The sequence below is a fragment of the Paracoccus methylarcula genome (assembly GCF_003007735.2).
Lineage (GTDB): Bacteria > Pseudomonadota > Alphaproteobacteria > Rhodobacterales > Rhodobacteraceae > Paracoccus > Paracoccus methylarcula.
The window spans coordinates 36,924-55,139 of sequence record NZ_PXNQ02000012.1 but is presented as its reverse complement, the minus strand read 5'-3'; the positions used below and the strand labels follow the sequence as shown (position 1 = coordinate 55,139).

At 65.7% G+C, this 18,216-nt stretch carries 14 protein-coding genes; 9 read left to right on the top strand and 5 right to left on the bottom strand.

All coding sequences use genetic code 11. The features are described from left to right. Nucleotides 1–9: 9 nt before the first annotated feature. Nucleotides 10–960, bottom strand: coding sequence for an MBL fold metallo-hydrolase (locus A7A09_RS17500; RefSeq protein WP_106692598.1), 951 nt, complete (start codon nucleotides 958–960; stop codon nucleotides 10–12). Between the two features lie 225 nt (nucleotides 961–1,185). Here A7A09_RS17500 and A7A09_RS17495 point away from each other — a divergent pair, with 225 nt between their 5' ends. The 7 genes from A7A09_RS17495 (at nucleotide 1,186) to A7A09_RS17465 (ending at nucleotide 10,268) form a co-directional block, all read left to right on the top strand. Then, on the top strand, nucleotides 1,186–2,352 hold the full coding sequence (locus A7A09_RS17495; RefSeq protein WP_106692597.1) for a M24 family metallopeptidase: 1,167 nt from the start codon (nucleotides 1,186–1,188) through the stop codon (nucleotides 2,350–2,352). 31 nt (nucleotides 2,353–2,383) lie between these two features. Continuing rightward, nucleotides 2,384–3,958, top strand: a complete 1,575-nt coding sequence (locus A7A09_RS17490) for a BCCT family transporter (RefSeq protein WP_106692596.1) — start codon at nucleotides 2,384–2,386, stop codon at nucleotides 3,956–3,958. 71 nt (nucleotides 3,959–4,029) lie between these two features. After that, nucleotides 4,030–5,283 carry a sarcosine oxidase subunit beta family protein gene (locus tag A7A09_RS17485; protein ID WP_106692595.1) on the top strand — a complete coding sequence of 418 codons (1,254 nt, stop codon included), beginning with the start codon at nucleotides 4,030–4,032 and terminating at the stop codon, nucleotides 5,281–5,283. Nucleotides 5,284–5,469: 186 nt separating this feature from the next. Next, a complete protein-coding gene (locus A7A09_RS17480; RefSeq protein ID WP_106692594.1) occupies nucleotides 5,470–5,748 on the top strand; it encodes a sarcosine oxidase subunit delta in 279 nt (92 codons plus the stop codon). Next, complete coding sequence (locus tag A7A09_RS17475) at nucleotides 5,745–8,552, top strand: 2Fe-2S iron-sulfur cluster-binding protein (protein ID WP_106692593.1); 2,808 nt, start codon at nucleotides 5,745–5,747, stop codon at nucleotides 8,550–8,552. The genes A7A09_RS17480 and A7A09_RS17475 overlap by 4 nt, the downstream gene beginning before the upstream one ends. A gap of 7 nt (nucleotides 8,553–8,559) precedes the next feature. Beyond that, on the top strand, nucleotides 8,560–9,090 hold the full coding sequence (locus A7A09_RS17470; RefSeq protein ID WP_106692592.1) for a hypothetical protein: 531 nt from the start codon (nucleotides 8,560–8,562) through the stop codon (nucleotides 9,088–9,090). Beyond that, on the top strand, nucleotides 9,087–10,268 hold the full coding sequence (locus tag A7A09_RS17465) for a M20 family metallopeptidase (RefSeq protein ID WP_106692591.1): 1,182 nt from the start codon (nucleotides 9,087–9,089) through the stop codon (nucleotides 10,266–10,268). Before A7A09_RS17470 ends, A7A09_RS17465 begins: the two co-directional genes overlap by 4 nt. 181 nt (nucleotides 10,269–10,449) lie before the next feature. On the opposite strand, the gene A7A09_RS17460 is transcribed toward A7A09_RS17465, so the two are convergent. From A7A09_RS17460 to A7A09_RS21905, 4 genes are all read right to left on the bottom strand, one after another. Continuing rightward, on the bottom strand, nucleotides 10,450–11,364 hold the full coding sequence (locus tag A7A09_RS17460; protein ID WP_106692590.1) for a serine/threonine dehydratase family protein: 915 nt from the start codon (nucleotides 11,362–11,364) through the stop codon (nucleotides 10,450–10,452). Nucleotides 11,365–11,397: 33 nt separating this feature from the next. Further along, complete coding sequence (locus A7A09_RS17455) at nucleotides 11,398–12,090, bottom strand: GntR family transcriptional regulator (protein ID WP_170167149.1); 693 nt, start codon at nucleotides 12,088–12,090, stop codon at nucleotides 11,398–11,400. Between the two features lie 559 nt (nucleotides 12,091–12,649). Continuing rightward, nucleotides 12,650–13,279, bottom strand: coding sequence for a sodium:solute symporter family transporter (locus tag A7A09_RS21910; protein WP_211341176.1), 630 nt, complete (start codon nucleotides 13,277–13,279; stop codon nucleotides 12,650–12,652). After that, nucleotides 13,276–14,241 carry a solute:sodium symporter family transporter gene (locus tag A7A09_RS21905; protein ID WP_211341175.1) on the bottom strand — a complete coding sequence of 322 codons (966 nt, stop codon included), beginning with the start codon at nucleotides 14,239–14,241 and terminating at the stop codon, nucleotides 13,276–13,278. The genes A7A09_RS21910 and A7A09_RS21905 overlap by 4 nt, the downstream gene beginning before the upstream one ends. A 190-nt stretch (nucleotides 14,242–14,431) precedes the next feature. Here A7A09_RS21905 and A7A09_RS17440 point away from each other — a divergent pair, with 190 nt between their 5' ends. Further along, nucleotides 14,432–16,177: a sigma-54-dependent Fis family transcriptional regulator gene (locus tag A7A09_RS17440; protein WP_106692587.1), complete on the top strand. Its 1,746-nt coding sequence runs from the start codon at nucleotides 14,432–14,434 to the stop codon at nucleotides 16,175–16,177. A 150-nt stretch (nucleotides 16,178–16,327) separates the two neighbouring features. After that, complete coding sequence (locus A7A09_RS17435) at nucleotides 16,328–18,127, top strand: NAD(P)/FAD-dependent oxidoreductase (RefSeq protein ID WP_106692586.1); 1,800 nt, start codon at nucleotides 16,328–16,330, stop codon at nucleotides 18,125–18,127. The last annotated feature ends 89 nt before the right edge of the window (nucleotides 18,128–18,216 follow it).

The following is an 18,216-nucleotide window of genomic DNA, read 5'->3' as shown; positions in this document are numbered from 1 at the left end:
GCCTGCGCCCTATTTCTGCAACAGGTCCCACATCATCCGGTCACGCTCTGCCGTCCAGATCCGGGGCGTGTCGATGCCGCGCGCCTCGTCCCATGCCCGGCCGATATTGAAGGGCAGGCAATGCTCGTAGATCGCGTAATCGCCGAATTTCGGATCGCATTCGGCGCGGACGGCTGCCGCCGCCTGCTCGATCGTGCCGCCCCCGGCGGCGATGCGGGCGACGGGGCGATAGGTGCTGTCGACGAAATCGCGGGTATTGGCCACGGCCTTGGCAACCATGTCGCGGCCCAGCAGGGCGTCGCCGCGCCCCGGTGCGATCGCGGCCGGGTCGAATGCCATGATCCGGTCGAGCGTGCGCCCCCAATCGCCGAAATGCCCGTCGCCGCAATAGCAGGCCGAGTGGTATTCGACGATATCACCGGTGAACATCACCTCCTGGTCGGGAACCCAGACAACCGCGTCCCCGGCGGTATGGGCCCGCCCCGGCTGGAAGATATCGACGCGGCGATTGCCCAGCCAGACGGTCATCCGGTCGCGGAATGTCAGGCTGGGCCAGGTCAGGCCGGGGATTTCCTCATGCCCCTGGAACAGGCGCGGAAAGCGCCCGAACTCGCTGTCCCAATCCTCCTGCCCGCGTTCGGCGACCTGCGCGCGGGCGGCGTCGGACATGATGATCTCGCCCGCCCCATAGGCCGAGGCGCCCAGCACCCGGACCGCGTGGAAATGGGTCAGGACCAGGTGGCTGATCGGCTTGTCGGTCACGCCGCGGATCGATTCGATCACCTTGCGGGCCAGGCGCGGCGTGGCCTGCGCCTCGACCACCAGCACGCTGTCATCGCCGATGATGACGCCGGAATTGGGGTCGCCCTCGGCGGTGAAGGCGTAAAGCCCCTCGCCGATTTCGGTGAAACTGACGGTTTTCTCCTCGAGATCGCCATGAGATGCGAATTGCTTGGCCATTGGGATGCTCCTCGTCCTGCCTGCAAGGCATAGCCAATTCACATGCGCGATACAAATGCGCAGCCGCGCAGGGTCCCGCATGCGGAGCGGCTCAGCTACCAGGCCAGGGATTTTGCTGTATACAGCATGACGAATAAATGCTAGGAAATACCCTGGAGATCGCGATTGCTCCGGTATTCTATCTTTGGTTGTGCACAACGTTGACTTGTAAAAGGCCGTCGCATCATGTTCGCAAATCCTTTCAGCAGGCAGGAACTGGATCGGCGCGTGGCAGGCTTCCGGCAGCTCCTTGTCCGGAAACAGCTTGATTTCGCCGTTCTTTCTGCCCCCGAAAATGTCTTCTACCTGACCGGGCTCGATCACTGGGGTTATTTCGCCCCGCATTTCCTGATCGTTCCGGTCGAGGGCGAGATGGTGCTGGTGACCCGCGCGATGGAGCGCGTCACCATCGAGACCTTCGTCCGCAACGCGCGGTTCTCGGGCCATGGGGACGAGACCAGCCCGGCCGCGGCCCTGGTCGCCGAGATCCGGACGCTTTCCGGCCGGGCCGGGGTCGAGATGAACACGGCGGGCTTCTCCTATCCGACCGGGCGGGCGCTGGCCGAGGCCCTTGCCCCGCGCGAGATGACCGATATTTCCGGCTGGCTCGACTGGATGCGGCAGGTGAAATCACCCGAGGAGCAGGTCTTGATGCGTGCCGCCTCCAGGCTCTCGGACCGAGGCATGCAGGCGGCCATCGACGCGCTCGGCAACGGGGCGGGGGAATCCGGGACCGCCGCCGAGGTCATGGCCGCGCTGATCCGCGATGGCGGCAGCCCGCCCGGCTTCGGCCCCTTCATCCGTCCCGAACACCGCTTGGGCGAGGAACACACCACATGGGGCGAGGGAGATTACCTCGAAGGCAGCCGGGTCTTCATCGAGCTGTCGGGCTGCGTCGCCCGCTATCACGCGCCGCAGGGCCGGCTGATCCAGATGGGCCGGATCCGCGACGAGGATGCCCGCATGGCCGAGACCTGCCGGACGGCGTTCGATGCCGTTTGCGAGGCGCTGAAACCGGGGGCGGTGGCGCGCGATGTCTATGCGCTCTGGCAGGGGCATCTCGACGAAATCGGCTGCGCGCATTACCGGCGGCATCATTGCGGCTACATGGTCGGCATCGGCTTTCCGCCAAGCTGGACGGGCGGAAACGGCGTCACCGGGCTGCGCCATGACAGCGGGATGGAGATCCGCGAGGGCATGGCATTCCACATCCTGTCCTGGATGATGGGCACCGGACGCGGCGATTTCTTCCTATCGAACACGGTCCTGGTCGGCAAGGCGGGAGGGGAGGTCCTCAGCCAGACGACGAACGCGCCCATCGAAATCGAGCGGGCAATGGCACTATCGGCCTGATTCATCGATAAAAATCACTGAGGAGGAGGAAATGACGGATATTCCGGGAGAAAGGGAGACATTATCCCTCAATTACAGGATCACCATACCTTCGGTGGCGATCCTTGTTGCGCTGTGCATCCCGCTGGTCATCTGGCAAGAGGAGTCGACCGAGACCCTGAACGCGATCTTTGCGGTCATCGTCAACAATATCGGCTCTCTCTATATCTGGTATTCGATCCTGATGGTCGCGGCGAGCCTGTTCTTCATCTGCACCAGGTATGGCAGCGTGGTGATGGGCGATCCGGGCCGCAAGCCGCGCTTCAGCTGGTTCGAATACCTGTCGATCATCGTCGCCATGGGCATCGGCTCGACCATCATGCGCACCGGCACGGTCATGTGGGCGCCCATCGCCGCGGCGCCGCCATTCGGGCTGGAGCCGCAATCGCTGGCCGCCATGGCGACCGGCAATGGCTATGCCATGTATCTGTGGAGCTTCCAGACCTTCGCCATCTTCTCGGTCGGTGCGCCGGCCGTCGGCTACCTGCTCTATGTCCGCAAGGTGAAGATCCTGCGCATGTCCGAGGTCTACCGCCCGCTTTTGGGCGACCGCTTCACCGATGGCACGGGCGGCATCGTGATCGATATCCTGTTCATGGTCGCGATCATCGCCGGGGCGGCGACCTTCCTTGGCCTCGGCACCCCGATCGTGACCGCCATCGTGTCGCATATCACCGGGTGGGAGGCGACATTCGGCCTGACCTTCGTGGTCACGCTGGTCTGGATCGCGCTGTTCACGGCATCGGTGCTGCTGGGGCTGGAAAAGGGGATCAAGAACCTCTCGACGCTGAACATGTATCTTGCGGCGCTGCTGGGCGTCTTCATCCTGGTGGCGGGCCCCTCGGGCTTCATCCTGTCCTTCTTCGCCGAGTCCCTCGGCTCGCTGTTCCGCGACCTGCCGAATTACGTTCTCAATACCGGCACTTGGCCCGAAGAGGGCAGCGGCAGCTACGACATCGCCCGCTATACGATCTTCTGGTGGGCCTATGGCGCGACATGGTCTCTGTTGCACAGCATCTTCGCGGCCAAGATATCCGAGGGCCGGACGATCCGCGAATTGCTGCTGGCCTATCTGCTGGCACCGCTGGTCCTGGCATGGGTGGCCACCGGCATCCTCGGGGGCTTGGGCGCGGGGCTGCAGGCCGACGGATCGCTGGACGTGTTCGGAATCGTCGCCGAAAGCGGGCAGATGGCGGCAATCGCCGAGATCGTCGCCAGCGTGCCCTTCGGGCTGATCGCCGCGCTTGTCTTTACCATGCTGACGATGACCTTCTTTGCCACGACGCTGGATTCCACGACCTTCACCGTCTCGGCCTATACCGATGATAACGACATGCACAAATACGATCCGGCGGCGAAGATCCGGCTGTTCTGGTCGGTCGTCATCTCGGTCTTTGCGCTGGTGCTGATGAAGGTCGGCGGCCTCGTTCCGCTGGAGGTCACATCCGGCCTTCTCGGTCTGCCGATCATCTTCATACAGCTCGGCTCGGTCTGGGCCGCCAAGAAGATGATCGACCAGGATCGCGCATGGGAGACCCATACGCGAAAGGCGGCCGCCCGGATCTAGGGCGGCCATCCCTTCCCTGACTGGCCCCGCCTTCGGGCGGGGCATTTTTCCCCTTGGGCTGATGGTTTTCGATGACAGGATTTTCCGCTTTCAGACTTCTGGCCGAGGCGCTGCGCGGCAATCGCGGCTGGACCCCGCATTGGCGCAAGGCGGCACCGGGTTCGCATTACGACGTCGTCATCATCGGCGGCGGCGGCCATGGGCTGGCCACCGCCTGGCATCTGGCCCGCGCCTGCCGGGAATTGCGGATCGCGGTCCTGGAAAGGAACTGGATCGGATTGGGCAATACCGGGCGCAACACCACCGTCATCCGCGCCAATTACCTGCTGCCCTCGAACCAGCGCTTCTATGAATATTCGCTGCGCAAATGGGAAAGCTTCGAGCAGGATCTGAACTACAACGCCATGGTCTCGCAGCGCGGGGTGCTGAACCTGTGGCATAGCGACGGCCAGCGCGATGCCCATATCAGGCGCGGCAACACCATCCGCCTGTCGGGCGGAGATGCGGAACTGCTGGATGTCGCGGCATTGCGGGCCCGCTATCCGTTTCTCGATTTCGACAATGCCCGGTTTCCGATCAAGGGCGGGCTCTGGCATGGGCGGGGCGGCACCGTGCGCCATGACGCCGTGGTCTGGGCCTATGCCCGCGCGGCCTCGGATCTCGGCGTCGATATCGTCGAGAATTGCGAGGTTACGGGCTTCGAGATCGAGGCGGGCCGCTGCCGCGCCGTGCAGACGACGCGGGGCCGGGTCGCGGCGGAAAGGACCGCGATCTGCGTCGCTGGCTCGTCCGGCAGGCTCGCCGCCATGGCCGGGCTGCGCCTGCCGATCGAAAGCCACGTGCTGCAGGCCTTCGTGACCGAGGGGCTGAAGCCCTTCATCGATGACGTGATCGGCTTCGGCGCCGGGCATTTCTATATCAGCCAGTCGGACAAGGGCGGGCTGGTCTTTGGCGGCGACCTGGACGGCTACAACTCCTATGCGCAGCGCGGCAACCTGCCCATGGTCCGTCATGTCTGCGCCGGTGCGATGGCGCTGATGCCCGCCATCGGCCGGGCGCGGCTGCTGCGCTCCTGGGGCGGGATCATGGACATGACCATGGACGGCTCGCCGATCATCGACCGGCTGCCGGTCGAGGGCATGTTTCTCAATGGCGGCTGGTGCTATGGCGGCTTCAAGGCGATCCCCGGCGCCGGGGATTGCTTTGCCCGGCTGATCGCCAGTGGCGAGCCCCCGCCCGAGATCGCCGCCTTCCGGCTGGACCGCTTCCAGCGCGGCCGCCTGATCGACGAGGCCGGGAGCGGTCCCCGGCCCAACCTGCATTAGAACCCGTGGGGATGAGATGGAAACCGTGATGATCCGCGTCCCGCGATGGCCGGGGGCGCTGCCCCGTCGCCGGCAGGTCTCTCGAACCAGTGGCGCCCCAACCGGCGACCCCCGGGGATATTTGCATGAAGAAGAAAGGCCCGGTCATGCCCAAGCCTGAATCCGTCATTTTCCGGGAGATTTGAAATGCGCATTCCCCATCCCGATCTTGGCCTGCGCGATATCGAGGAATTTACCTGTCTAGGCGATGCCTGCCTGTGCGAGCGGCCACAGGCCTCGGCGGATCACCGGGATTTCTGCGATTATCTCTATCTGCGCGACAACCCGGCGGGGCCGCATCGCGAGCTGTGGTTCCATGAACATGGCGACCAGTCATGGCTGATCGTCACCCGCGACACATGCACGCATGAGATCCTCTCGGTGGAATACGCCGATATGCGACCGACCGAAGGAGGGCGGCCATGAGCGCGTATCGGCTGGATGGCGGGGCGGGCGAGCTGTCCTTCGGCTTTGACGGAGAGATCCTGAAGGGGCGGCGGGGCGATACCCTGGCCTCGGCCCTGCTGGCCAATGGCCGGCATCTGGTGGGCCGGTCCTTCAAGTATCACCGCCCGCGCGGCATCTTTACCGCGGGCGAAAGCGAGCCGAACGCGCTGGTCACGATCGGCGAGGGGGCATTGCGGACGCCCAACAGCAATGCCGCCACGCAAGAGCTGCATGACGGCATGGTGGCCTGTTCGCAGAACCGTTTGGGCTCGCTGCGCTTCGATCTGCTGGCGGTCAACGACGCCCTGTCGCCGCTGCTGGGGGCAGGGTTCTATTACAAGACCTTCATGTGGCCGCGCGCTTTCTGGGAACGGGTCTACGAGCCGGTGATCCGGCGGGCGGCGGGGCTGGGGGCGTTGTCGGGCGCGGCGGATGGTTATCATTACCGCAAGGCCTGGCGCGATTGCGACCTGCTGGTGATCGGCGCGGGCGAGGCCGGGGTCGCCGCCGCGCGGGCCGCCGCCGAGGCCGGGCTGGAGGTGATCCTCGCCGAGCAGGATTTCACCGTCAGCCCGACCGCCGCCGGGCTGGAGGCGTTGCCGAATGTCACGATCATGCGCCGCACATGCGTCTTTGGCCATTACGACGGCCCGGTCTTTGCCGCCCGGAGCTGGGGCGATCCGGCCCATAAGTGCGAACGGCACCAGGAGACGCTGTGGCATATCCATCCCCGCCACGCGATCCTGGCGACCGGCGCCCATGAGCGGTCGCTGGTCTTTCCGAACAATGACCGCCCCGGCATCATGCTGGCCAGCGCCGCCGAGCGTTACGCCCTGCGCCATGATGTCGCCATCGGCAGGCGCGTCGCTGTCTTCACCAATAACGACAGCGGCTGGTCATCGGCACTGTCCCTGCAGCGGCGGGGCGTCAACCTGGTCGCGGTGATCGATCCGAGGCAGAGCTTTTCTCCGCCCGAGCCGTTGCGGGGCATAGCGCGGATCGGGCATTACGTCGCCGGAACCCGGGGGCGGCTCGGGATTTCGCAGGTCGTGCTTGGCGATGGCACCAGGCTGGATTGCGACGCGCTGGCCGTCTCGGGCGGATGGGCGCCGAATGCGCGGCTGGCCTCGCATCGGGGCGGACAGGAGGGCGGGCAGGACGGTTTCCTGCACCTTGTCGGCGGCGCGGCCGGGATCGGCAATGGCAAGGCCGCGATTCCGCATGCCGAGGAGACCGTCAGGCGCTCGGTGCTGAAACAGGCCGGGACCCGGGGGCCGCTTGTTCCCGACTGCCGCAATACCGAGGGGCCGCGCCATTTCCCCGGCAAGGGCCGCGCCTTCGTCGATTTGCAGAACGACGTCACCGACAAGGATTTGGTGCAAGCCTGCGCCGAGGGCTTCGAGCATCCCGAGCACCTGAAGCGTTACACCACCCTTGGCATGGCGCCGGACCAGGGCAAGTCCGGGGGGCTGGCCGGTTTGGGCAGGCTGCTGGGCCGTGCCGACAATGCCGCGCCCGCCGAGACCCGCAACCGCCCCCCGGCCGTGCCGGTGCCGATCGGCTTGCTGGGCGGCACCCATCGCGGCAGGGATTTCCGGCCCGTCCGGCGTATCCCCAGCCATGACGCGGCCAAGCGGATCGGGGCCTCTTTCGTCGAAAGCGGGCTGTGGCTGCGCCCCGAATGGTTCGCGCTCCCGGGTGAGGCCGGGTGGCGCGACAGCGTCGACCGCGAGGTGCTGATGGTCCGCAGGGCCGTCGGGGTCTGCGATGTCAGCACGCTTGGAAAGATCGACATCCAGGGCCGCGATGCCCATGCGCTGATCGATTTCGTCTATGCCAACAAATTCGCCAGGCTTGCCGTCGGCAGGACCCGCTATGGGCTGATGCTGCGCGAGGACGGGATGGTGATGGATGACGGCACCTGCGCCCGGCTTGGGCAGACGCATTTCCTGGTCACGACCACGACGGGTAATGCCGGTGCCGTCTATCGCCACCTGGAATTCTGCCATCAATGCCTGCATCCGGAATGGGACGTGGTGCTGACCCCGGTCACCGATCAATGGGCGCAATTCTCGGTCACCGGGCCGCATGCGCGCGATGTCATCCGCCATGTCGCCGGGCCGGGCTGCCATGTCGGCAACGAGGCCTTCCCCTTCATGGCCTGCGCCGGGCTGACCCTGCGGGACGGGACCCCGGCGCGGCTGTTCCGGATCTCGTTCTCGGGCGAGCTGGCCTATGAGATCGCCGTGCCTGCCGGATACGGGCCGGAGCTGTGGGACGCCTTGCTGAAACAATGCGAAAAGCTGGGCGGCGGCGCCTATGGGACCGAGGCGCTGGACGTGATGCGGATCGAGAAGGGCCATCCCTCGGGCGGCGAGCTGATCGGGCAGGTCTCGGCGGAGATGCTGGGGCTTGGCGGGATGCTGGCGCGGGACAAGGATCATATCGGCGCGCGACTGGCCGGGAAAACCGCCGTGGACGGGCTGGAGCATTGCCGCCTGACCGGGGTGATCGCCGAGGATCCGGCGCAGCCCATCGCCGCCGGGGCGCATCTTTTCGCCCCCGGTGCCGATCCGGTGCTGGACAATGACCTGGGCTGGATTTCCTCGGCGGCCTATTCACCGCATCTGCAACGCCATATCGCGCTTGCCTTCGTCAGGGCCGGGGATGGCGGCCTGCCCGAGCGGGTCCGCGCCATCGATCACCTGCGCTCGGTTGATATGGTGCTACGCTGCGTTTCTCCGCATTTCATCGATCCCGAAGGCAGCAGGTTAAGGACATGAGCCCCGCATGAAACGACATCCCGCCCTTGAAACGATACCGGCCGGGCCGGGCGGCATCCGGGTTTCGCCCCTGCGGCATCGCGCCAAGCGGCAATATCCCCTGTCGGGCGGCCGCCTTGCCGCCGTGACGCGCCACATGCAGGCGCATGGGTCGGAAAACCTGCCCGGGATCGGGCGGATGACCTGCTCGGGGGATCTGACCCTGCTGCGGCCCGACCGGCACCGGCTGCTGGTCCTTGGGCCGGAAACGCATCCCTGCCTTGTGGAACCGCCGGAATTCGATGGCGCCAGGCCGGTCGATATCGGCGATTACTGGACCGGGATCGAGATCCGCGGCGATGGCCTGACGGCCGCGCTGCGCCATGTCCTGCCGCTGCCCTTGCCAGTCGGGGCGGTCCTGCGCAGCGGGCTTGACGAGATCCCGGTCATCGCCGCGCGGCCATCCGAAACGGATGCATGGCTGTTTGTGCCGCGCTCCTTCGCGCGTGCGGGATTCGAGCATCTGACAAGGCATCTGCCTGACAAGGAGATCCCATGACGACGAAAACCGATCTGATCGAGGCGCTGGACGAGGCATTGATCGTCGATCTGACATCAAGGCTGGTCGGGATCCCCTCGGAGAACCCGCCGGGGGACGAGGCCGCCTGCGCCCGTTTCATCCATGACACTTTGCGCGATTGGGGTGTCGAGGCCGAACTGGTCCGCAAACCCTATGCCGAGCGTCCGCAGGTCGTGGCCTGGCATCGCGGGCGCGGCAATGGCCCGGTTTTCGTGCTGAACGGGCATATGGACACGGTGCCCGCCGATCCGTCGCTGTGGCGGCACCCGCCGCATGAGGCGGTGATCGAGGACGGGCGGCTCTATGGGCTGGGCAGTTGCGACATGAAGGGCTCGCTGGCCAATGCGATGGCGATCCTGAAGGCGCTGAAAGAGTCCGGGATCGAGACAAACGGCACGCTGATGGCGCAATTCGTGGTCGGCGAGGAAACCGACGAACCGGGCACCAGGACGCTGTTGCAGCTTGGCTATACCGGCGACCGGGCAATCGTCATGGAGCCCACCGACGGGCAGATCGGCCCCGGCACGCGCGGCGCCTGCTGGCACAGGGTGACGCTGACGGGCCCGGCCTGCCATTGCGGCCTGACCGATGCCGATGCCCCCGACCTGATGCGGGTGCTGTGGCGCTTTGCAGGCGAGGTCGAGGCCTGTCACCGGCGCGTCTCGGAACAGCGCCACCACCTGCTGGCCAGTCCCGGTTGCCGGATCACGCGGATACGGGCGGGCGAGACCCATAACAGCACCGCCCGCAGCGCCGAGATGATCATCGACCGGCGCATGCTGCCGCATGAAAGCGTGGATCAGGTGCGCCGGGACCTGCAAGAGATGCTGGACGGGATCCTGTCGGATGAGCCGGGGATCGGTGCCGATATCGCCTTTGTCGATCTCAACGAGGCGACCGAGACGCCGCTGGATTCGCCCGTCGTGACCGGGCTGCAGCGCAATATCCGCGAGATCACCGGGCAAGAGCCGCGTATCTGGGGGCCGCCCTATGGCTGCGACATGCGGAATTTCGTCGCCGATGCAGGCATCCCGACCGTCAATTACGGTGCCGGGGATTTCCGCCGCTGCCACCAGCCGGACGAGTTCGTGCCCATCGCCGATCTGCTCCAGGTCGGCCGCGTGACCTTCGGGGTGGTGCTGGACAATATCCTTTAGACCGGCGCCATCCTTCAGAAAGGGCCGGGATCAAATGGCGATGCCGGGGTTTTCATCCCCGTCACCGACCGGTCTCTCGAACCGGTGGCGCGCCCCGTCCGCGACGCCCGGCAAGGTATTTGGACAAAGAAGAAGAGAGCCGCCCGCTTGCAGGCCGATGTGGCAGGCTTTTCGCCACCTGTCACGAGTTCTGCCAGTCCAGCAACTGGCCGACCGTGGCCGTCGCTCCGCCGCAGACGATGATCAGGACGCGCCCATATGGCGACAGGCGGCCGGGATGCGCATAGGCGATCGACAGCGCCGCGCCGCAGGCCGGTTCCACCACCACCCGGTGATCGTCGAGAAAGCCGATGCAGGCATCGACCGCGTCCCGGTCGCTGACCACGACGCTCTCGACCGGGTGGGAGCGGGCAAGCTCGAAGGCGCGCTCGCAGACCTGCCTGGCGCCAAGCGAGGTCGCGATGCTGGTGATGCCCGGCAGCTCCACGCGCCTGCCCGCATGTATCGAGGCGGCCAGGGAGGCCGCGCCCTCGGTCTCGACCGCGATGATCGGGATGTCCTGCAAGCCGTTGCGCGCCAGCCCCTCGGCCACGCCGGCCATCAGCCCGCCGCCGCCGACCGACAGCACCACCGCGTCGAACGAGAGCCCGGCCCGGACGGTCTCGTCGATCATCGTCGCATGCCCGTTCCACAGGATCGGATCGTCGAAAGGATGGATGAAGGCGGTCTCGGAATCGACGGCCTCAAGCGCACGCTCATTCGCCTCTTGCCACGACGCCCCATGCACCACGAGCTCGGCGCCCTCCTGCCGGATCAGCGCCTTCGCCCTTTCGCTGGTCGTCTCGGGCACGAAGACAGTGGCCGGCAGCCCGAGACGCCCGGCGGCATAGGCGACCGCCAGCCCCGCATTGCCGCCGGAGGACGAGACGAAGCGCCGCTTGCCAGCCCCGGCATGCGCCTCGCAGGCCGCGCCGATCCCGCGCAGCTTGAACGAGCCCGAGGGCTGCAGCGCCTCCATCTTCAGCCAGACGGGCCGCCCCGCCTTCTGCGACAGCGGGCGGGATTCGAGCAATGGCGTGTTGTGATGCAGTCCCATCGGGTTCCTTTCGCAAACCGGTCCCGGCGGCGCTCAGCCATCGGGGATATGGCCCTCGCGGCTGAGCGCCACGATACGTTGCCAGCTTTGCCGGATATGGGCGGCGCGCACCAGGCTGACAGAGCGGATATCGCCATGCTCCAGCGCCCGCAGCACCTCGCTGATCTCTTGCCGGAACAGTTCCACCTCGCGGGCCAGCCCGATCTCGGGGATCGAGTGGATCCAGACCCGGGCCGACTGGTTGTAAAGCGCCTCCGCGATATTGTTCGCAACCTCGTTGCGGTTCAGCCGCAAGAGCGCCTGGAAGGCATCGCGGTTCAAGCGCGCGAAATCGCGGGTGCCGATGGAGGCGCTTTCGCGTTCGGCGGTGGCCAGGATGCGGGTGATCTCGTCACGCACCTCGGCCTGCACCGCCGGTTCGATATCCTGCCCCAGCAGGATCGCCAGCTCGGCCCGCAACTCGTAGATCTGGCGCAGCGTGTCGAAATCGATCTCGGTGACGAAGGTGCCGACGCTCTGGATCGACTGGACCAGCCCCTCGCTTTCCAGCCGCGCGATGACCCGGCGCATCGGCGTGCGCGAGACCTGGAACTCCTCGGCCAGGTCATCCTCGCGCAGACGGTGCCCGGGGGCGAAATCCAGCAGGCAGATCCGCTCGCGCAGGGTCTCGTAGATGGTCTGAAACCTCGTATAGGCCTTTCCGGCGCCAGATCCGAAACCCGTCAATATGCCATGTCCTTCGATCGTATCCGGCTGACAAGACAGGATATCCGGGAAATTCACCCCCGATGCCGATGACCGCCGGAATATCCGCGATGGCGAGGATGGAACATGGCATGGCGGGCGTCAAGCTTGGGTCCGCCCGGGTCGAGATGCGGCAAAGTTGCCAGCTGTCAACTTCACGCCATCCGGTTCCGGGCGCCCCGGCCAGCCTTGTCCTGGATGCAAGGCAGCATTTCACGCCCGGCACTACTCATTCCCCGGGAATGTCCTATGTTTGCGCTATCGCATTAACGCGGCCGGATGCAGCCCATCCACCGCAACGAGTTCTGGATCAGGAGACGACCATGACCAATCACAACAAGATGCTGCACGGCATTCGCGGTTTCTTTCTCGCATTGGTGCGCGAAAAGGCGATGACCGCCCCCCGGCTGTCCGACGAATTGGGCCGGAACGCGCGCTGACGCGCTGCTGCCTTCTTCTTCACGCAAATATCCCGGGGGAATCCGGCCCGGACGGGGCCGGATGGGGGCAGCGCCCCCGGTCAGGGGGCGCCACCCGCCCGTCAGCTGAAGATCAGGTAGCTAGACACCACGATGGCGACGATGACCGCACCCACGGGTTTCGCCAGCGCATAGGGCGTCATGTCGACGGGACTCGCCGCGCCCGGCGCCCAGGAACGTGTCATCGGCCTGACCTTGCCGATCACCAGCATGATGCAGACGTTCAGCACGAAAAGCGCGAACATCACATGCAGGAAATGCGGGTAGCTGTCGGCACCGACCACCGGTTTCAGCACGAACTGGCTGATGATATACAGCCCCACGCCCGAGGCGAGGCCGATCTTGGCCGCGATCGGCGGCACACGGCGCGAAAAGATCCCCACCAGGATGATGGTCAGGATTGGGATGCTGTAGCAGCCGTTCACCTCTTGCAGGTAACCGAACAGGCCCTGCGGCGCATTGGCGATGAAGGGCGCGATGGTCATCGAGGCGATGGCCAGCAGGATGCCGAATTTCTTGCCCGCGCTGACCACCTGCCGGTCACTGGCCTCCTGGTTGAAATATTGCCGGTAGATATCGACACCGAACAGCGTCACCGAAGAGTTCAGCGCCGAGTTGAAGGAACTCAGGATCGCGCCGAACAGCACCGCGGCGAAGAAACCCCGCAGCCAGAAGGGCAGCACCTCGGTCACCAGCCGCGGATAGGCCTGGTCGGCGACCTCCAGCCCGCTCTCGAACAGGTGATAGCGACGATGCCCGGCAGCACCACGATCACCGGCCCGAAGATCTTCAGCGCCGCCGCGATCAGCAGGCCCTTCTGACCCTCCTGCAAATCACGCGCGCCAAGGGCCCGCTGGATGATCGCCTGGTTGGTGCCCCAGTAGAACAGTTGCACCAGCATCATGCCGGTGAAGATGGTGGCGAAGGGGATCGAGGAATCCGGCTTGCCGATGGCGTCGAATTTTTCCGGGTTCGCGGTGTAGAGGGTCGAGATCCCCTCGAACACGCTGCCCCCGCCGATCGCCGCCAGCCCGAAGACCGGGATCAGGAGCCCGCCCAGGAACAGCCCCACGGCGTTGATCGTGTCCGACACGGCGACGGCTTTCAGCCCGCCATAGATGGCATAGATCGAACCGACGATGCCGATCGCCCAGACCGTGACCCATAACGCGACCGTATCGGACACGCCAAGCAGCGCCGGCACGTCGAACATCGTCGACATGGCCAATGCGCCGGAATAAAGCACGATTGGCAGCAGCACGATCACGTAGCCCGACAGGAACAGGATCGAGGTGATGGTCTTGGTCTGCGCGTCGTAGCGCTCTTCGAGAAAGCCGGGGATGGTGCTGACGCCGCTGCGCAGGTAGCGCGGCAGCAAAAGCAGTGCCGTGACCACCATGGCGATGGCGGCCAGCGTCTCCCATGCCATCACCAGGATGCCCTCGGAATAGGCCTGGCCGGTCAGGCCGACGATCTGCTCGGTCGAAAGGTTGGTCAGCAAGAGCGAGCCGGCGATCACCGGCGCCGTCAGCGAACGCCCGCCGAGGAAATAGCCCTCGGAATGGTGCTCGTCCGTGCCCCGGGTCCAGTAATAGGACAGAACGGCGACAAGCGCCGTGAAGCCCACGAATGTCAGTATATTGAACGCTCCCATCGCGCCCTCCCCCGTTTCGTCGGCGGTTCATGTCGTTATCCGGGCGAAAACTCCGCCGTCGTTTCGCCCTTCGTAGCCGTTAACGGTAACTGAATCGAGGCGTGGCGCGCAAGAGCCCAGGCAAGACATAGGATTTGCCACCAATCCCGCCGCGATGTCATACTGGCCGCCATGACAGGGGGAGGCACGGATGAGGGATACCGATCACCTGCGCGAGATCGACCGGGTGCTGCGCGGGCAGATGACCGGGCGCGACGGTGTGGTCTCGGAAAGCTGGCGCCGCTGTGTCGAGACCCATGGGCTGGATCCCTCGCGCCCTTCGCCCGCCCATATCGTCACCGAGACCGAGCTGCGCGCCCATCGCGAACAATCCGAGCGGCTGATCGCCATCGCGCGATCCGGGCTCGATGCGCTGTTCCGGCAGGTGGCGGGGCAGAATTACGTGCTGCTGCTGGCCGATGCCAAGGGCGTGACGGTGGATTTCTTCGGCGACCGGCGCTTCGAGGACGATCTGCGGCAGGCGGGTCTGTATATGGGTTCGGACTGGTCCGAGGACCGGGCGGGAACCTGCGGCGTGGGCTCCTGCCTTGCCACCGGAGAGGCCATCACCATCCACCAAAGCGATCATTTCGACCTGCATCACACGCCGCTTTCCTGCACCGCCGCGCCGATCTTTGACACTTCGGGCAATCTTTCGGCGGTGCTGGACCTGTCGCTGCTGCGCTCTCCCCAGCCCAAGGCCAGTCAGAACCTGGCAATGAACCTGGTCCGCGCCTCGGCCCGGCGGGTCGAGATGGCCAACCTGATGGCGATGACAAGGCGGGACTGGGTGCTGCGTTTCTCGGCCAGCCCTGAGTTTCTCGAAGTCGATCCCGAGGCCGCCATCGCGCTGGACGGGTCCGGGCGAATCATCGGCATGACCCATGCGGCGCAAGAGGTGCTTGGGGCGGGCAATGGCAGCCTGCTGGGGCAGCGGCTGGACCAGGTCATGGAGCTGTCGGCCGACGATCTGCCCGAGCTGATGCGCGGGCGGCCAAGCGAGGAACGGGTGATCCGCCTGCATGACGGCCGCGCCCTGTTCGGCCATGCCATCGCCCCGCAGAGGGCACGGGTGCCGCGCGCCGCCGGGATGGACCTGCCCGGCGGTTTGTCCAGCCTCGCCGGTCCCGACCCCGCCATGCAGGCGCTGTTGACGCGGGCGGCGAAACTGGCGCGGACGCGGGTGCCGCTCTTGCTGGGCGGCGAGACCGGAACGGGCAAGCAACGTCTCGCCCGCGCGGTTCATATGTGCGAGCCCGCCGCGCGTCCCTTTGTGCTGCTGGATTGCGCCGGGGCGGATCCAGCGGCGATCGAGGCGCTGCAACCGCGCACCGATCAGGCGGGGACGCTGTTCCTGCAGGGTGCCGATGACCTGTCGGCGGCGGGACAGGCCGCCCTGTTGCGGCTGTTGACAGATGCCAAGCTGCGGGTGATCGCCTCTTGCCGCCAGGATCTGGCGGCGATGACCCGTGCGGGCGAGTTCCGGGGCGATCTGTTCTTCCGCATCGCCGGAGCGACGCTGGCCTTGCCGCCCTTGCGGCTGCGGCAGGATTTCGACTGGCTGCTGGACAGGCTGCTGCGGCAATGCAATCCCGACGGGCTGCGCCTGACCCCGGCTGCACGGGCAGAGCTGAAGGCCCGCGACTGGCCCGGGAACCTGCGCGAACTGGCCAGCACGCTGGACGTGGCGGTGAACCTGGCCGAGGGCGTGGCCATCGACATCACCGATCTGCCCGATCCGGTGCTGGCCGGGGCCGGCCGGGACTCCACCGAGGGTTTCGAGGCGCTGCTGGACGCCTGCGGCTGGAACATGGCACTGGCGGCGCGGCGGCTTGGCGTCAATCGTTCGACCATCCTGCGCCGGGTGCAGCGGCTTGGGCTGACCCCGCCGCAATAGGGTTGCGTCACCGTTGCGCGGCGTTGCATCTGCAACCGCGCGGGCGGAAAATGCGCCCCTGCCCCGCTTGTCCCGCGAATTTTCCTGTTCGGACATAGTCGAACAACGCAGGTTTCCCCCGGAGGAATTGCAACCCGAGGGAGGAACAACATGCTCGATTCCGCATTGTCAGACCGCGTGCAGGCCACGCTGGACGAATTCGGCGCGGCGCTGGAGGCCGGCGATATCGACCGCGCCACGCAGATGTTCGTGAGTGACTGTTACTGGCGCGACCTGGTGGCGTTCACATGGAACCTGCGCACCATGGAGGGGCAGGACCAGGTCGCCGACATGCTGCGCGCGCAGCTTGGGGTGGTGAAGCCTTCCGGCTGGAAACTGGCCGAGAACGAGATACCGGCCGAAGAGGACGGCGTCGTCACCGCATGGATCACATTCGAAACCGGGGTGGCGCGGGGCTACGGCCTTGTCCGGCTGCGCGACGGCAGGATCTGGACGCTCTTGACCGCCATGCAGGAACTCAAGGGCCACGAGGAGGCCAGGGGCTTTGCCCGGCCGATGGGCGCGAAACACGGCGCCGGCAAGAACCGGCAAAGCTGGAAGGAAGAACGCGAGGCCGAGGCCGCCGAGCTTGGCTATGGCCGCCAGCCCTATACCGTCATCATCGGCGGCGGTCAGGGCGGTATCGCCCTTGGCGCGCGGCTGCGTCAGCTTGGCGTGCCGACCATCGTTCTGGACAGGCATGACCGCCCCGGAGACCAGTGGCGCAAGCGTTACAAGTCGCTATGCCTGCATGATCCGGTCTGGTACGACCACCTGCCCTATATCAAGTTTCCCGACAACTGGCCGGTCTTTACCCCCAAGGACAAGGTCGGCGACTGGCTGGAGATGTATACCAGGGTCATGGAGCTGAACTACTGGACGCGCAGCACCTGCCAGCGCGCCAGCTATGACGAGGCGGCGAAGGAATGGACCGTCGTGGTCGATCGCGACGGCGAGGAAGTGGTGCTGAAGCCGAAACAGCTGGTGCTGGCCACCGGGATGTCGGGCAAGCCGAATATCCCGACATTCCCCGGCGCCGATACGTTCCGGGGCGAGCAGCAGCATTCATCGCAGCATCCCGGCCCCGACGCCTACAAGGGCAAGAAGGTCGTCATCATCGGCTCGAACAACTCGGCCCATGATATCGCCGCCGCGCTGTGGGAGCATGATGTCGATGTCACCATGATCCAGCGTTCCAGCACCCATATCGTGCGCTCGGACACGCTGATGGATATCGGGCTTGGCGGGCTTTATTCCGAACAGGCGGTGCAGAACGGCGTGACCACGGAAAAGGCCGACCTGATCTTTGCCTCGCTGCCCTACAGGATCATGCATGAATGGCAGATCCCGCTCTATGACCAGATGCGCGAACGCGACAAGGAGTTCTACGAGGGGCTGGAAAAGGCCGGGTTCAAGCTGGACTGGGGCGATGACGGATCGGGACTGTTCATGAAATACCTGCGCCGTGGCTCGGGCTATTACATCGATGTCGGCGCCAGCCAGTTGATCATCGATGGCGAGGTCAAGCTGGCGCAGGGCCAGGTGACAGAGATCGTCCCCGATGGCGTGAAACTGGACACGGGCGAGGTGCTGCCCGCCGATCTGATCGTCTATGCCACCGGCTACGGCTCGATGAATGGCTGGGCCGCCGACCTGATGGGGCAGGAGATCGCGGACAAGGTCGGCAAGGTCTGGGGGCTTGGTTCCGACACCACCAAGGATCCCGGCCCCTGGGAAGGCGAGCAGCGCAACATGTGGAAGCCCACCCAGCAGGAAGCGCTGTGGTTTCATGGCGGCAACCTGCACCAGTCGCGGCATTACTCGCTGTACCTGGCATTGCAGCTCAAGGCCCGGATGGAAGGGATCGAAACCCCCGTCTACAAGCTCCAGGAGGTTCATCACCTGGGTTAAGATCATGGCCGGCGGAGACATTACCGCCGGCCCGAATCCCAATCGCGCGGCTTCTTCTTCATCCAAATATCCCGGGGAGTCGCGCGGCA